Source organism: Streptomyces niger (assembly GCF_000718305.1).
GTDB classification, from domain to species: Bacteria; Actinomycetota; Actinomycetes; order Streptomycetales; family Streptomycetaceae; genus Streptomyces; species Streptomyces niger.
This window is the reverse complement of record NZ_JOFQ01000014.1, coordinates 189,875-204,914: the sequence shown is the minus strand read 5'-3', so window position 1 is coordinate 204,914 and position 15,040 is coordinate 189,875. Positions and strand designations below refer to the sequence as shown.

Sequence of the window (15,040 nt, the reverse complement as noted above, 5' to 3'; positions counted from 1 at the left end):
GAGGGGTGTAACGACCCTTTGTACCCGACGGGCGTGCGCCCCGACGAGTCGGATTGATGACCCTCGCGTTCGCGATTCCGACAATAGACGCGAATGACGCGGAATGCGGGAGAGGGATTCACCTCCCGTCCACATTCCGAGAATGTGAGTCCGGTGAAGTCGTCATCCACTCGCCGACCCGACCCGTCATCGGTCGTTGACCTGCTACGCCACGTCCGTTATGCGATTTTGACCTGAGTGACAGTCCGAATAACGGAGTCCGGATGGCAAGATTCCGTGACCGAACGAGGTCGCGATGCCCGAAGGTGTGCGCCCGGCCCCACTCCCGCCGGCTTTTCACGCCTCGGTCCGCAGTCGGCTCATTCCGATCCGCAGGAGGAAACGCATGACCGCAAGCTCCACCCGTCGCCCGGCTTCCGGCAGGTCACGCACGGTCGCCGGCGCGGCGACAGCGGTCGTGGCCGCCCTCCTGCTCAGCGGCTGCGGCGACCAGACGGACGCCGCCATCGCCCGCCGCGAGGCCGCCAAGACCCGGGACGTCCACGCCCCGCTCTTCAAGAAGCTCCCCAAGGCCGTCCAGGACAAGGGATTCCTCCAGGTCGGCTCGGACGCCACGTACAAGCCGGTGGAATTCCGTAAGAACGGTGCGATCGTCGGCATCGACCCCGACCTCGCCACCGCCATGAGCAAGCAACTGGGCGTCAAGCTCAACTTCAACAACGCCACCTTCGACACCCTCATGGGCGGCCTGAAATCCCGCCGGTACGACATCGCGATGTCGGCGATGACGGACACCAAGGAGCGCCAGAAGGGCATCGACTCCACCACCGGCAAGAAGATCAGCGAGGGCGTCGACTTCGTCGACTACTTCAACGCCGGCGTCTCCCTCTACGTCCAGCAGGGCAAGGGCAGCACCGTCACGGACTGGGCCGACCTCTGCGGGAAGTCCATCGCCGTGCAGCGCGGCACCGTCTCCCACGACTACGCCAAGGACCAGGCGGAGAAGTGCAAGAAGGACGGTGAGAAGACGATCTCCATCGAGGCGTTCGACAACGACTCCGAGGCCCAGACCCGGCTGCGCACCGGCGGTGTGGACGCGGTCTCCAGCGACTACCCGGTCGCCGCGTACGCCGTGAAGACCTCCGGCGGCGGCAAGGACTTCAAGGTGGTCGGCGACCAGGTCGAGGCCGCCCCGTACGGCATCGCCGTCCCCAAGAGCCAGCCGCAGCTGCGGGACGCCCTCAAGGCCGCGCTGGAGGCGACGATCAAGAACGGGGACTACGCCAAGATCCTCAAGAAGTGGCAGGTCAAGGACGCGGGGGTCAAGGAAGTGAAGCTCAACGGCGGCTCCTGAGCCGCCCACCCCCTTCCGCCCACCGAACTCCGCCGAACCCGAAAGGCAACTCCCGTGTCTGTCGACGTCGACAAGGCGGCCAGGCCGCCCCAGGACGCTCCCCCACCCATGCCCGAGCCGATCAAGGCCGTACCGGTGCGCCACTACGGCCGCTGGATCGCGGCCGTCGTCGTCATCGGCCTGCTGGCCCTGCTGATCCGGGCCTTCGCCTCCGGCGACGTCAACTGGGGTGCGATACCGCAGTACTTCTTCAACGCCGACATCCTCAAGGGCCTGCGCAACACCCTGATCATCACCGTGCTCGCGATGGTGATCGGCATCGTCCTCGGCGTGATCCTCGCCGTGATGCGCCAGTCCAAGAACCCGGTGACGGCCACCGTCGCCTGGGTCTACATCTGGTTCTTCCGCGGCACCCCGGTGTACGTCCAGCTGTTCCTGTGGTTCAGCCTCGGCCTGGTCTTCCAGTACATCGACATCATGCCGATCTACAAGGACGAGTGGTCGGACTTCATGACCCCGTTCCTGTGCGCGCTGCTCGGCCTGGGCCTGAACGAGGCCGCGTACATGGCGGAGATCTGCCGGGCCGGCCTGAACGCCGTCGACGAGGGCCAGACCGAGGCCGCGCACGCCCTCGGCATGAGCCAGGGGAAGACGCTGCGCCGGATCGTGGTGCCGCAGGCGATGCGCGTGATCGTGCCGCCGACCGGCAACGAGGTCATCAACATGCTCAAGACCTCCTCGCTGGTGATCGCGGTCCAGTACTACGACCTGCTGCAGGCGGCCCAGAACATCGGCCGGGACTCCGGCGCCGTCGTCGAGATGCTCATCCTGGCCGCCGCCTGGTACCTCGTCGCCACCAGCGTGCTGAGCGTCGGCCAGTACTACCTGGAGCGCTACTACGCACGCGGCTCCAGCCGCCAGCTCCCGCTCACCCCGCTGCAGCGCGCCAAGGCCAAGCTGTCCGGCGGCTCCAACCACCCCGGAGGTGTCGCATGACCGCCGGCAAGACCGCCTCGAAGGCCGTCCCCATGGTCAAGGCCGAGGGCGTCCACAAGTCCTTCGGCACCGCGCACATCCTCAAGGGCATCGACCTGGAGGTCGCGCCCGGGGAGGTCTTCTGCCTGATCGGCCCGTCCGGCTCCGGCAAGTCCACCTTCCTGCGCTGCATCAACCACCTGGAGCAGGTCAGCGCAGGCCGGCTGTCGGTCGACGGCGAGCTGGTCGGCTACCGGGAGAAGAACGGCAAGCTCTACGAGCTGCGCGACCGGGAGGTCGCAGCGCGCCGCCGCGACATCGGCATGGTCTTCCAGCGCTTCAACCTCTTCCCGCACATGACGGCGCTGGAGAACGTCATGGAGGCGCCGGTCCAGGTCAAGCGCGAGTCCAAGGCCGGCGCCCGCGAGCGGGCCCGCAAGCTCCTGGACCGGGTGGGCCTCGGCGACAAGACCGGCAACTACCCCTCGCAGCTCTCCGGCGGCCAGCAGCAGCGCGTGGCGATCGCCCGCGCGCTCGCCATGGAGCCGAAGCTGATGCTCTTCGACGAGCCGACCTCGGCGCTCGACCCCGAGCTGGTCGGCGACGTCCTGGACGTCATGAAGGACCTGGCCGCCGACGGCATGACCATGGTCGTCGTCACCCACGAGATGGGCTTCGCCCGTGAGGTCGGCGACTCGCTGGTCTTCATGGACGACGGCGTGGTCGTGGAGTCCGGCCACCCGCGCGACGTGCTGACCAAGCCGCAGCACGAGCGCACGAAGTCGTTCCTGTCCAAGGTGCTCTGAGGATGTCCGGCGGGGCGGTGCGGACCGGTCCGGTCCGCACCGCCCCGCCGTCCGTCTCCCGGTTACCTGAGCCCGAGCACCATCGCGTCCGACGGCGAGGCCCAGACCGTGCGGGCCTCCCCGAAACCGGCCTCCCGGAGGGTGCGCGCGTGCCACTCGGTCGAGGGCGTGTCACCCTCCGCGTGCTCGCCGTAGATCTTGAAGCGCTCGGCGGTCGGCCCGGCCAGCACCGGATCGGCGGCGGCCAGCTGCCACCACTCCTTCCAGTCCACCGCGCCGTCGGCCTTGGCCGCCTCCATGCGCGCGTGCCGCTGCGCCCGGTCGGCGGCGTTCAGCCGGGGCGTCGCCGGGTCCGGCATGTGGTCGGCGTTCAGGAAGACGCCGCCCTCCCGGACCAGCCCCGCCAGCTGCCCGTACAGCACACGCAGGTCGTCGGTGTGCAGCCAGTGCAGCGCGGTGGCGGTGAGCACCGCGTCGTACGTGGCGTACGGCAGCTTCGCCGTCCACTGCGGGTCCTTCAGGTCGGCGCGGACGAAGGTCACCCGGTCCTCGCCCTCGAAGTACCCCTCCGCGATGGCCAGCAGCGCCGGGTCGAGGTCGACGCCGGTGCTGACGGCCCCCGGCAGCCGCTTGAGCAGTCGGTCCGTGATACTGCCGGTGCCGCACGCGAGGTCCAGGACGCGCGGTTCGGGGCCCACGACCGCCTCGACCATGTCCACCATCACCCGGAACCGCTCCTCGCGGTCCGGCAGGTACCACTCCTGCTGCCGGTCCCAACTCTCCTGCCAGGCCCGCCAGTCCGTCCCCGCCATGGCCTCGGTCACCGGAACCCCTCCCGCCTGTAATACCCTCGAACAGGCAACGCCCATTACGAGCTCAGTACGCAGACTAACCCGCGCCCGGTAAGGACTACAAGTGGAACTGGCCTATTACTCGGACTACGCCGTGCGGCTGGTCAACAGCGAGCAGCCGGAGCGTGGCACCGACACCCTGACGTCGGTCGAGGCCGTACGCGCCCTCTTCGGCCCCGCCCAGCACACCGCCCGGCGGGCCACGGAGGCCGACGTGACCCGGCTGCGCGGCGTACGGACCCGGCTGCGCGCGATCTTCGAGGCGGCCGCCGCCGGCGACGAGGTACTGGCCGTCGACCTGCTCAACGCCCTGCTGATGGAGTTCCCGGTCAGCCCGCAGATCTCCGGGCACGAGATGCGGGACGCCGACGGCCGCCCCGACTGGCACCTGCACATCGCCGACCACGCCGCCAACGCCACCGCCGGCTACACGGCCACCGCCTGCATGGGACTGGCCGTCCACCTCACCGAACTGGGCGTGGACCGGCTCGGCATCTGCCAGGCGGCACCGTGCCGCAACGCCTACCTCGACACCTCGACCAACCGCTCCCGGCGCTACTGCTCCGACCGCTGCGCCACCCGCGCCAACGTCGCGGCGTACCGCGCCCGCAAGCGCCAGGAGGCCGCCGGCGCCCACGCCTCGCCGAACGCGACCGCCGGCGGACCGGAGAACGCGGAGGCCTGACGCCCACCCGTGCCACGGTCCCTAGCGCCGGGCGCCCCGCGCCGGACGCAGCGGGCGAACCGGCCGCACCGCCGTCAGCGCCCAGGACAGCACACCGGTGACCGACCGCCGGACCTCGCGCGGCGGGCGCACCCGCAGCCACGCCCTGGCCACGACCAGCTCGTCCGGCACGGTGCCGAACTCGCGGCTGTCGTTCGCCACGTAGGGGTTGTCCCCCTGGACCCACCAGCCTCCGTCGCGCCGTTCCACCGCCCGTTTGACGATGAGCAGATCCTGCCGGAAGGGGTGTTTCAGGACGACCACGTCACCCGGCCGCACCGCCGCGCCGTACTTGACCACCAGCTGGTCGCCGGGGTGCAAGGTGGGCACCATCGAGGGGTTGTACACCTCGGCCAGGCCGATCGTGCGGAGCGGTCCCCGGCCCTCCCGGCCCTGTTCCTGCCCCTGATCGGGCCAGCGCTCATGCACCTGCTCCGGCATCCGGCACCTCCCGGTCCAATCCTCCACCAGCCCCAGCTTCCCACCGGACTTTTGCCCTAAGACCCCCGGCCCACCCGAGAAAAGCCTTCCCGTACCGAGTAATCTCGCACCTGAGAAGACGATCACGAGGAAGGACTGAACATGCTTTCCCGCCTGTTCGCCCCCAAGGTGAAGGTCAGCGCCCACTGCGACCTGCCCTGCGGTGTCTACGACCCTGCCCAGGCCCGCATCGAGGCCGAGTCGGTCAAGGCCGTGCAGGAGAAGTACCAGGCCAACGAGGATGCGGACTTCCGCACCCGCGCGGTCCTCATCAAGGAGCAGCGCGCGGAGCTGGCCAAGCACCACGTCTCGGTGCTGTGGAGCGACTACTTCAAGCCCCCGCACTTCGAGAAGTACCCGGAGCTGCACCAGCTGGTCAACGACACCCTGAAGGCCCTCTCGGCCGCCAAGGGCTCGAACGACCCGGCCACCGGCCAGAAGGCGCTGGACTACATCGCCCAGATCGACAAGATCTTCTGGGAGACCAAGAAGGCCTGACCCGGGCCCGCTGTCCTGCGCCGCGCGCAGTTGCTTCGACCGCACCCGGTCCGCGAGCCGCCACCTTCGGCGGCACCGGCGGACCGGGTGCGGTCTTTGCGTCCGGGAGTGCGGAGGAAGGCGGAAGTCCGGCGCGAAGGCCCGGGCCGGGCCCGCTTCGGCCCTGGACGCGTACGGTCAGCGGGTTTGCCCCGGTGCCGGGTGGGTTACCCGTCGGGGTACGCCGTCCACGCGGACCTCCGACCGGGGCAAGTGATCGTATGAGAAAGCCGTCCGCCGCGGCGGAGCAGGTGATGGCCGCTGCCGCCGAAGCGGACCCGCGGGACCTGCCGGAAGTCCTGTGCACCACGCTGTGCCGGGCCCTGCCGGTGGACGGGGCGACCCTCTCGCTGCTCACCGACACGCCCGACCGGCAGCTGCTGCACGCGAGCGGGACCGCGGCGTTCCGGCTGGAACAGGTGCAGTTCGAGATGGGCGAGGGGCCGTGCGTGACGGCCGCGGCGACCGGCAGACCGGTGATCGTGGCCGACCTGCACGGCCGGCTGACGCAGTGGCCGCTCTTCGGTCCGGCGGCCCGCGAACGGCTCCCGGAGATCGGTGCGGTCTACGCCTTCCCGATAACGGACGGCGATGGCGGACACCCCGTCGGCTCGGTGGACCTGCTGCGGCTGGAGCCGTGGGACCCCGACGAGGCGACCCTGCAGGAGTGCGCCGCGGCGGCGCACGCCGTGGGGCTGGCGCTGCTGACGGCTCCGGCCGTCCTGCCGTGGGACCCGACGCCGGCGATGGAGGCCCACTGGGGACGTACGCACCGGGCGGCCGGCGTGCTCTCGCAGCGGATGGGCGTATCGGTCGACGAGGCGCTCGCCCGGATGCGCGCGGATGCCTTCGGCAGCGGCCGGCCACTGCCCGACATCGCCGAGGAGACGCTGGCCCGGCTGCTCGGCGGGGCGGCCGAGGACGGCCACGGCCACGGGCCACGGGGCTCGGCTTGAGGCGAGCCGGTCCGGTCCACCGAGCCCGGTCGGCGGGGCGCGGCGTGCGGCGTCCCGGCCCGGTCGGCCGGGATCGTCAGGGCCGGTCCGCGGGCCTGAGCGCGGCCGGGGCGAGCGTGCCGTCGAGGACCTTGCGGGACACGTCGGCGAGGGGTTCGCGGCGCGTCCTGGCGTGACCGCGCAGCGCCTCGAACGCCTCGTCCACACCGGTGCCCCAGTGCTCCGCGAGGACCCCCTTGGCCTGCTCGACGACCGTGCGGCTGACGAGGGCCGCCTGCACCTGCGCCCGCTCGACGTTGCTCCGCTCCGCGGTGTGCTGCTGGAGGACGGCGATCGTCGCCACGTCGGCGAGGGTCTGGCCCAGGCGTATGTCCGCGGGGCCGAGCGTGTGCGGCCCCGCGTGCAGCAGCCCGATCGCCCCGATGGACCGCTGCCGCAGCCGCAGCGGCAGCGCGTGGGCGGTGGCGTACCCGGCCTGCACGGCGCGTACGGCGAAGGCCGGGGGCGCGACCGCACCGGCGGCCGCCGGGAGGCCGACGTTCACCCGGGGCTCGCCCGTACGGAAGGCCTCCGCGCACGGACCGCCGTCACCCAGCAGCGTGAACAGCTCCAGCACGGGGGTGTGTTCATCGGAGACGGCGAGCACCTGCAGGTCGTCGTGGGGATCGGCGAGCATGATGCCGACCGCGGTGGCGTCGAGGAGCTCGACGCCCCGGGCACACAGCCGGTGCAGGGCGTCGATCAGGTCGAAGTCGTCGATCAGTACGCCGACCGCTTCACCGAACGCCTGCAGCACCCTTTCCTGCGGAGCCACCGCCATCATCCCCTCTTCCGGCCGGCCACGTCCGGCTCGGGTCCATCGTTTCGGAAGTCCAGGCGTCTGGCGACCACGTCCTCGGCGACCTCCAGGATGGGCCGTCCGTGTCGGTAGGCGTACGCACGCAGCCGGAGCAGCGCCTGGGCCAGCGGGATCTCCGCCTGCACACTGATCATGCCGGTCGCCTGGTGGACGGCCGCACGATAGAGGTCGGACGGGCGTTCCGTGGCCATGAGCGCGTCGCTCGCGGCCCCGCCGTCCAGGAGCACGGCGGTCAGCGCACCGGTCAGTATGAGCGCGTCGTCCATGCCGGCCTCGGACAGCGGTCCCACCTGCCGTCGCTGGAGGGTCAGCGCGCCCAGACAGACGCGGCCGACCAGCAGCGGGAAGCAGAAGACCGCGCCGACCCCGAGGGACGCCAGCTCGGGCAGCAGCATGGGCCAGCGGTCGGCGGGCAGCCGCGCCAGGTCCGGTTCGAGCACGACGGCACCTCGGGCCACCGCGTCGACTCCCGGGCCCTCGCCCAGCGTGAACTGCAGGTCCTCCAGCGGGCCGCTCACCCCGTCCCGGGAGACCCACACCAGCTCGGACGCCTGGTCGCTGCTCAGCAGGGACAGGGCCACCCCGTCCACGCCCAGTGCGCGGGCGCAGACCTCCGGGTCGCTGCCGATCAGCCCCCGATCGCCGCGGGCGGGGTGCAAGGACTGCAGCACGGCGGCCATCCGTGCGCTCGTGCCCACCGGTCTTCACCCGCTCTCCCGTACTCGCCGTGACGACGGCTCCTGCCCCATCGCAGCGGGCCCACGCCCAGCCTATCCGCTGGTTCCGCACGATCGGTGGCCTGTGGACAGCCGGACCGGAACGCCTGCCTCCGCGTCGCGTCCCGGGGCGCCTGCCGGGCCCCGACCAGGTTCCTGGTGCGGGAGGTTCCGGACGGATGTCCCCAGGCATTCCGCCCGGGGATTCCATGTGGTCTTTTGGGTGCGTATCGCGGACGGGCGTAACGCCGCGGGGGCCACCCGGCGCAGACGGAAGTGCGGATGCCGAGAGCAGCCGCGGAATTCCCCGGCCGGGCACGCGTGCCACCGGCCGTGCTCGTTTTCCTTCCCGCAGAGGCGTGCTGCGCCGGATTGGACCTCCCGTGACCTACCCCCACGACTCCGCACCGGTGCCCGGCCCGCACCCCCGCAGGCTCCCTACGACGCCGGGTACGCCCCCTACGGCCAGGGGCCGCCGCCGCAGCCGCAGCCGCAGCCGGGCTACGACGACCGCCCCCGCGAGCGGTACCGGCGCCCCCGCGACGGCGCGGGCGCGGCCCGGACCGCGCTGATCGTCCACACGATCGCCGACATCGCCGCGGCATTCCTCGTGCTGTGGATCCTGCTGTACCTGCTCGGCGCGAACCGGGCGAACGTCTTCGTCGACTTCGTGGAAAGCGTCGCGGGCGGGTTCGCGTGGTGGTCGCAGGACATCTTCACCACGGACACCGCAGGCCTCCGGGTCGTCCTCGATCACGGTCTGCCGGCCGTCATCTACCTCCTCGTGGGGCACGGCATCGCCGCCCGTATACGCCGCCTCTGACCACGGCACGCGGCCGCTCAGGCATCGCAGGGCGGGGCTTCGGGGACCGACCGGATGGTGACGGGGCCGTGCCCGGCACCCTCCGGCACCGGGCACCGGAGGATGCGCTGCGCGATCTCGGTGGCGCGCTCCAGGGAGGCGCACTCCAGCAGCCAGTAGCCGCAGAGCACCTCTTCGGTCTCGCCGTACGGCCCGTCGACGACGGCCGGCACGCCGCCCTCGCCGAGGGTCACGACACGGGCCTGCGCGGGCTCGCTCAGTCCCTGCCCGTCGATCATCTCGCCGTTCGCGGCGAGCTCGGCGTTGAGGTCCCCCATGAACCGGAACATCGCCTTCAGGTCGGCCTCGGTCCACCGCACCGCGCCGGAGTCCTTGCCGTTCATGGCGTCGTAGTGGGCCTGGCTCGCCTGGATCATCAGCATGTACTTCATGTCGCTCACTCCTTGAGGAGCTGCCGGCGTCCCCGCTGGGCGCCTCTCGTGGAGACGTCGGAGCCGGCGGCCGGTCCTCGACACCGGTCGGAGAATTCCCCGAAGTTTTTTCCGAACGCCCTTCCGCTCCACCGCGCACGCGTCTCCGCTTCGGATTCTCCTCGCCCCGAAGGCCCGCCGCACGGCATACGGGGCACCGCGGCGCGCGCGTCTTCGAGGAGGTCAGTTCCCCACCGCAAGAAGGCCCTCGGAGATCAGCACCCCATGGCGGGAAGGCCCCCGGGAGCAACACCCCGTCGGCAGCGGGCTCCCGGGGATCAGTACCCCACCGCGAGCAGGCTCTCGTTGCGCGCCAGCCACTTGCGGTAGGCGGCGCTCGCCCAGGCCACTTCCATGTAGGCGGACCGCAGGTCGGCGAAGAGCGCATCGACCCACTCGGTGTCCCGGCCGCCGCCCCGGTACGCCAGGAACAGGCGTACGGCCAACGGGTCGCCGCACAGCGGGCGGACCACCATCCCGTGGCGGGGGCGGGAGGTCGGCTGACAGGGCGTGACGACCTCGCCGGCCGCGACCAGGTCGGCCGCCGCGAGATAGTCGCCGTGCATCACGCGCGGGTCCATCCCGGCCGCGGCGAAGATCCGCCGCAGCCCCGCCCACTCGCCGTCCACCGACGGGTCGACCATCCACTGGTCGTCGGCGAGGTCGGCCAGCGTGACGCACTCCAGTGCGGCCGCCGGGTGCGTCTCCGGGAGGGCCATGAACTGCGGCTCCCGGGCGAGGAGTTCGCGCTCGACCAAGCCGTCGGGGACGCGCAGCGGCGAGCCCTCGACCTCGTGCACGAAGGCCGCGTCGAGCTGGCCGCCCGCGACCATCTGCAGCAGGGCGTTCCCGGAGAGGTCGATGCGGATGGTGGTGTCGGTCTCGGGCAGCCGGGCCCGCAGCCGGCGCAGCCAACCGGCCACCGCGCGGCTCCCCGTGCTGCCCACCCGTAGGCGCGTGCCGTATTCGCGCACGACCGTCGAGCGCACCTCGTCGACCAGCGCGGTCATCTCTGCGACGATCGGCCGGGCGCGGTGCAGGACGGCGTGGCCAAGCGGGGTCGGCCGGCTGCCGGAGCGCTCACGGAAGAAGAGCTGGCCACCCAGGGCGTTCTCGATACGCCGCAGCTGCGTGGTCAAGGAGGGCTGGGTCATACCCAGTTGCCGGGCGGCCTTGCGTACGCTGCCGGTGTCGGCGATGGCGCACAGTGCGCGTAGGTGCCTCACCTCAAGCTCCACGCGCGGAGCATAACGACGTCTTGACGCGCCGCACCAGCCACCCAAACCCCACGAACCTCACATTCCCCGCGGGTTATTGGATTGTCTTATCGCCACATGAAATCTCCGCGGCCGTGCACATCTCGCGCAGACTCAGCGGCACCACAGTTCATCCGCGGGCCCCGGCCGTTGCCCCACACCTCGGCCGGGCCCCCGGACACTAAGGAGCCCCCCACATGAGATCTCCTAAGACGGTGCTGTCCGCTGCCCTCGGCCTGGGTCTGGCCGCGAGCCTCGCCGCCGCCGTGCCCGCCGTGGCCAGCCCCTCGGCCGCCCCGACGGACAACCGGGTCACCGCGGCGCAGTACGTCGGCTCGGCCGCCGAGAAGGCCGACACCAAGCGGTTCTTCGAGGCCGTCATGAAGTCGGCGCTCGCCAAGCAGAAGAAGACCGGCGCCGCCTCGGTGACGGTGACGTACAACCCGAGCGGCGCGCCCACCTTCGCGCAGCAGATATCCGCGAGCGCGCAGATCTGGAACAGCGCCGTCTCCAACGTCAAGCTCCAGGCGAGCAGCAGTGGCGCGGACTTCTCGTACCGCGAGGGCAACGACCCGCGCGGCTCCTACGCCAGCACCGACGGCCACGGCAGCGGCTACGTCTTCCTGGACTACCAGCAGAACCAGGAGTACGACTCCACCCGCGTGACCGCGCACGAGACCGGCCACGTCCTCGGCCTGCCGGACCACTACGAGGGCCCGTGCAGCGAGCTGATGTCCGGTGGCGGCCCCGGCCCGTCCTGCACCAACTCCCAGCCGGACGCCAACGAGCGCGCGAAGGTCGACCAGCTCTGGGCGAACGGTCTGAAGGCCGTCCGGTCCGGCACGGCGTCCTGACCCACAGGGACCGTCGGCCGTCGGCCGACCGCCGATGACCATGGGCCGACGGCCGGCCACCACGAGCCGGGCACAGCCCCGGGCCCCTGCGGCCCGGGGCTACTTTTTGACACGCCCAAACATGGGATGTTCCTATCACCGGTGTACTCGCGTCTTCGATACCTCGCGTCAGCGACGCCTCACGTCAGCGACACCTCACGTCATCGACACGACGCCCGGACACCGAAAGGGGACGGCAGCCGATGCCGTTGCGCAGCACCACCCGCACCAGCCTGGTGGACCTGGTCATCGACCAGATGGAGGGCCTGATAGCCGCCGGCGAGTGGGCGGTCGGCACGAAGATCCCGGCGGAGCCGGTGCTCGTCGAGCAGCTCGACGTCGGCCGCAACACCGTCCGCGAGGCGGTCCGCGCCCTCGTGCACACCGGCATGCTGGAGCCGCGCCAGGGCGACGGCACGTACGTGCGCGCCAGCAGCGACTTCGGCGCCGCCGTACAGCGCAGGCTGCGCCGCTCCTGCGAGCTGGAGGCCTACGAGGTCCGCGCCTCCCTGGAGCGGGACGCGGCCCGGTACGCGGCGCTGCGCCGCACCGAGGAGGACGTCGCCGCGCTGCGCGCCGCCCTCGCCGACCGCGACGGCGCCTGGCGGGCGGGCGACACCGCGGCCTTCATCGAGGCCGACATCGCCTTCCACCGCGCCGTCGCCGCCGCCGCGCACAACAGCGTCCTGGCCGACCTCTACGGGCACCTCACCGACGCGCTGCGCGCCACGCTGCGGTCCGTCGTCGCGACGCCCGTGCCCGACGCGGTACGCCACCAGTTCGACGCGCACGCCGCGATCGTCGACGCCATCGAGGCCGGGGACGCGGACGCCGCGGAACGGGCCGCGCTGGCGCACCTCGACGAGGCGGCCACGGCCCTTCGGGAGCAGGCATGACAGCACAGGAGACCAGGACGGCGATACGCACGGAAGGGGCCGGGGCCGCCGCTCCTACGAGAGAGCCGGCGGCCGTCCCCCCGAGTGCCGTGCGCGGCACGCTCTATCTGGCGGCGGGCGTCGTCCTGCTCGCCCTGAACCTGCGCCCGGCGCTGGTCGCCGTCTCCCCGCTGGCCGACACCATCCGCGCCGACAGCGGCATGTCGGCCGCCGCCACCAGCCTGCTGACCGCGCTGCCGCTGCTCTGCTTCGGCCTGCTCGCACCCGTCGCGCCGCGGCTCGGCCGGCGCTTCGGCCTGGAGCGATCGCTGCTCGGCACGATGGTGCTGATCTGCGCCGGGACCGCGCTGCGGCTGGCCGACCAGGTGGCCGCGCTGTTCGCCGGCACCGTCGTCATCGGCGCCGGCATCGCCGTCGCCAACGTGCTGCTCCCCGGCCTCATCAAGCGGGACTTCCCCACCCGGACCGGCCTGATGACCGGGCTGTACTCGATGTCGCTGTTCGGCGGCGCGGCCCTCGCCGCGGGCGTGACCGTGCCGCTGCGGACCGCCACCGGGCTCGGCTGGCAGGCCACGCTGGCCTGCTGGGGCTCGCTCGCGGTGCTCGCGCTGCTGGTGTGGCTGCCGCAGGCCCGCTCCCGTACGCGGGTGCCGGCGGACGCCGCGCGGCAGGCCGCGCATCCGGTGCGGGGCCTGTGGCGGTCCCCGCTGGCCTGGCAGGTCACCGGCTACATGGGGCTGCAGTCGCTGAGCTACTACGCGGCGGCCGCCTGGCTGCCGACCATGCTCACCGACGCCGGGATGAGCGCGGGCGACGCGGGCTGGATGCTGTCCTTCTCCTCGCTGCTGGGCATCGCGGGCTCCTTCCTGGCGCCCGTGATCGCGGGCCGCCGGCTGCGGACCGGCCACCTGGCCACGCTGGGCGCGGTGCTGTGCGCCGCCGGGCTGGCCGGAGTGCTGGCCGCTCCGGTGTCCGGCGCGTACGTATGGATGACGCTGCTCGGCCTCGGCCAGGGCGCCGCGATCAGCCTCGCGCTGCTCTTCATAGTGCAGCGCGCGCCGGACACGAGGCACGCGTCCCAGCTGTCCAGCATGGCGCAGTGCTTCGGGTACATCCTGGCGGCGACCGGCCCGGCCGTACTGGGGGCCGTGCACGACGCCTCCGGTACGTGGACCGTCCCGGTCGTCGTCCTCCTCGTGCTGCTCGTCCCGCAGGTCCTCACGGGTCTCGGGGCCGCCCGGGACCGGCACGTGGCCGGCAAGGGGTGAACCGGAACGCCGTGATCGGCATACTGGGCGGCGCCCGACCGTAATCGCCCGGGAGCCGCCCATGTCGATGATCAGCCACCTCCGCCGGGCGGTACGCCTGCCCCAGCAGCGCAGCCGCGGGGTCGACCTCGCGCACCCGGCGCGCTCGCCCCTCGGCACCGCGGTCGTCAACTGCGCGGTGTACGCGGACGGGGCCCGGCTGGCCGGCCAGCACCCCGTGGAGGAGGCGGTCCGCCTGGTCCGCTCCTCGGGCGACGGCTTCGTGTGGATCGGGCTGCACGAGCCGTCCGAGGCGGAGTTCGCCGACATCGTGGAGCTGTTCGGGCTGCACCCGCTGGCCGTGGAGGACGCGGTCGTCGCCCACCAGCGCCCCAAGCTGGAGCAGTACGAGACGAACCTGTTCACCGTCTTCAAGACGGCCTGCTACGTCGACCACGAGCGGCTCACCGCGACCAGCGAGGTGGTGGACACCGGCGAGATCATGGTCTTCACCGGCGAGGACTTCGTGATCACCGTCCGGCACGGCGGGCACGGCTCGCTCGGCCCGCTGCGCGAGTCCCTGGAGGCGGTGCCGGAGCAGCTCGCGCTCGGCCCGTCCGCCGTGCTGCACGCCATCGCCGACCACGTCGTCGACGACTACCTGGAGGCCACCGCGGCGGTCCAGGACGACATCGACGAGGTGGAGAGCGCGGTCTTCGCCGAGAACGGGCGGAACGTCGACGCCGGGCGGATCTACCAGCTCAAGCGGGAACTGCTGGAGCTGAAGCGGGCCGTGGCCCCGCTGGACCGCCCGCTGGACCGGCTCTCCACCGAGCAGCTGGCGCAGGTCGACCCGCGGATACGGACCTACTTCCGGGACGTCGCCGACCACCTGGCGCGGGTCAGCGAGCGCATCACCGCCTTCGACGAGCTGCTGAACTCCATACTCCAGGCGCACCTCGCGCAGGTCACCATCGCGCAGAACGAGGACATGCGCCGCATCAGCGCATGGGTCGCGATCCTGGCCGTGCCGACCATGGTGTGCGGCGTGTACGGCATGAACTTCGAGCACCTGTGGGGCAAGGACTCGGTCTACGGATATCCGGTGGTCATGGTCGTCATCGTGGCGGCCTGCGCGGTGATCCACCGGGGCTTCAAGCGCAACGGCTGGCTGTAGCGGCGCGCGGGCGGCGTCGC

Annotated in this window: 16 protein-coding genes and 1 pseudogene; 11 read left to right on the top strand and 6 right to left on the bottom strand. The window is 71.8% G+C overall.

Translation table 11 applies throughout. The features are described from left to right. Positions 1–385 precede the first annotated feature (385 nt). The 3 genes from IF20_RS26250 to IF20_RS26240 are packed head-to-tail and all read left to right on the top strand — an operon-like array spanning position 386 to position 3,135. Complete coding sequence (locus IF20_RS26250) at positions 386–1,354, top strand: ABC transporter substrate-binding protein (RefSeq protein WP_052867804.1); 969 nt, start codon at positions 386–388, stop codon at positions 1,352–1,354. Between the two features lie 54 nt (positions 1,355–1,408). Next, positions 1,409–2,350, top strand: coding sequence for an amino acid ABC transporter permease (locus tag IF20_RS26245; protein WP_052867803.1), 942 nt, complete (start codon positions 1,409–1,411; stop codon positions 2,348–2,350). Between the two features lie 32 nt (positions 2,351–2,382). After that, a complete protein-coding gene (locus tag IF20_RS26240) occupies positions 2,383–3,135 on the top strand; it encodes an amino acid ABC transporter ATP-binding protein (protein ID WP_052867840.1) in 753 nt (250 codons plus the stop codon). Positions 3,136–3,197: 62 nt separating this feature from the next. Here IF20_RS26240 and IF20_RS26235 read toward each other — a convergent pair whose 3' ends face one another. Further along, positions 3,198–3,947, bottom strand: coding sequence for a class I SAM-dependent methyltransferase (locus IF20_RS26235; protein ID WP_052867839.1), 750 nt, complete (start codon positions 3,945–3,947; stop codon positions 3,198–3,200). 103 nt (positions 3,948–4,050) lie between these two features. Here IF20_RS26235 and IF20_RS26230 point away from each other — a divergent pair, with 103 nt between their 5' ends. Beyond that, on the top strand, positions 4,051–4,671 hold the full coding sequence (locus IF20_RS26230) for a CGNR zinc finger domain-containing protein (protein ID WP_052867802.1): 621 nt from the start codon (positions 4,051–4,053) through the stop codon (positions 4,669–4,671). A gap of 21 nt (positions 4,672–4,692) precedes the next feature. On the opposite strand, the gene sodX is transcribed toward IF20_RS26230, so the two are convergent. After that, complete coding sequence (gene sodX, locus IF20_RS26225) at positions 4,693–5,151, bottom strand: nickel-type superoxide dismutase maturation protease (RefSeq protein ID WP_052867801.1); 459 nt, start codon at positions 5,149–5,151, stop codon at positions 4,693–4,695. Between the two features lie 141 nt (positions 5,152–5,292). On the opposite strand from sodX, the gene sodN reads away from it, so the two are divergent. Next, positions 5,293–5,688, top strand: coding sequence for a superoxide dismutase, Ni (gene sodN / locus IF20_RS26220; RefSeq protein WP_030085982.1), 396 nt, complete (start codon positions 5,293–5,295; stop codon positions 5,686–5,688). 260 nt (positions 5,689–5,948) lie between these two features. Continuing rightward, a complete protein-coding gene (locus IF20_RS26215) occupies positions 5,949–6,683 on the top strand; it encodes a GAF and ANTAR domain-containing protein (protein WP_110944553.1) in 735 nt (244 codons plus the stop codon). Positions 6,684–6,759: 76 nt separating this feature from the next. Here the strand turns inward: IF20_RS26215 and IF20_RS26210 are convergent, their stop codons facing one another. Further along, positions 6,760–7,503 carry a GAF and ANTAR domain-containing protein gene (locus IF20_RS26210; protein WP_234426822.1) on the bottom strand — a complete coding sequence of 248 codons (744 nt, stop codon included), beginning with the start codon at positions 7,501–7,503 and terminating at the stop codon, positions 6,760–6,762. After that, the gene (locus IF20_RS26205; protein WP_110944552.1) at positions 7,503–8,240 is read right to left on the bottom strand and encodes a GAF and ANTAR domain-containing protein; all 738 of its coding nucleotides are present in this window, start codon (positions 8,238–8,240) and stop codon (positions 7,503–7,505) included. Before IF20_RS26205 ends, IF20_RS26210 begins: the two co-directional genes overlap by 1 nt. A 544-nt stretch (positions 8,241–8,784) precedes the next feature. Here IF20_RS26205 and IF20_RS26200 point away from each other — a divergent pair. Next, positions 8,785–9,081, top strand: a pseudogene (locus tag IF20_RS26200) (hypothetical protein); the annotation flags it as partial. A gap of 17 nt (positions 9,082–9,098) precedes the next feature. On the opposite strand, the gene IF20_RS26195 reads toward IF20_RS26200, so the two are convergent. Then, complete coding sequence (locus IF20_RS26195) at positions 9,099–9,512, bottom strand: YciI family protein (RefSeq protein WP_052867797.1); 414 nt, start codon at positions 9,510–9,512, stop codon at positions 9,099–9,101. 317 nt (positions 9,513–9,829) lie between these two features. Beyond that, positions 9,830–10,789, bottom strand: a complete 960-nt coding sequence (locus tag IF20_RS26190; protein WP_052867796.1) for a LysR family transcriptional regulator — start codon at positions 10,787–10,789, stop codon at positions 9,830–9,832. Positions 10,790–11,004: 215 nt separating this feature from the next. On the opposite strand from IF20_RS26190, the gene snpA reads away from it, so the two are divergent. From snpA to IF20_RS26170, 4 genes are all read left to right on the top strand, one after another. Next, positions 11,005–11,661, top strand: coding sequence for a snapalysin (gene snpA, locus IF20_RS26185; RefSeq protein ID WP_052867795.1), 657 nt, complete (start codon positions 11,005–11,007; stop codon positions 11,659–11,661). Positions 11,662–11,903: 242 nt separating this feature from the next. Further along, complete coding sequence (locus tag IF20_RS26180) at positions 11,904–12,596, top strand: FadR/GntR family transcriptional regulator (protein ID WP_052867794.1); 693 nt, start codon at positions 11,904–11,906, stop codon at positions 12,594–12,596. Next, a complete protein-coding gene (locus tag IF20_RS26175) occupies positions 12,593–13,864 on the top strand; it encodes a CynX/NimT family MFS transporter (RefSeq protein WP_052867793.1) in 1,272 nt (423 codons plus the stop codon). Before IF20_RS26180 ends, IF20_RS26175 begins: the two co-directional genes overlap by 4 nt. A gap of 67 nt (positions 13,865–13,931) precedes the next feature. Continuing rightward, positions 13,932–15,020, top strand: a complete 1,089-nt coding sequence (locus IF20_RS26170; RefSeq protein ID WP_052867837.1) for a CorA family divalent cation transporter — start codon at positions 13,932–13,934, stop codon at positions 15,018–15,020. Positions 15,021–15,040 lie beyond the last annotated feature (20 nt).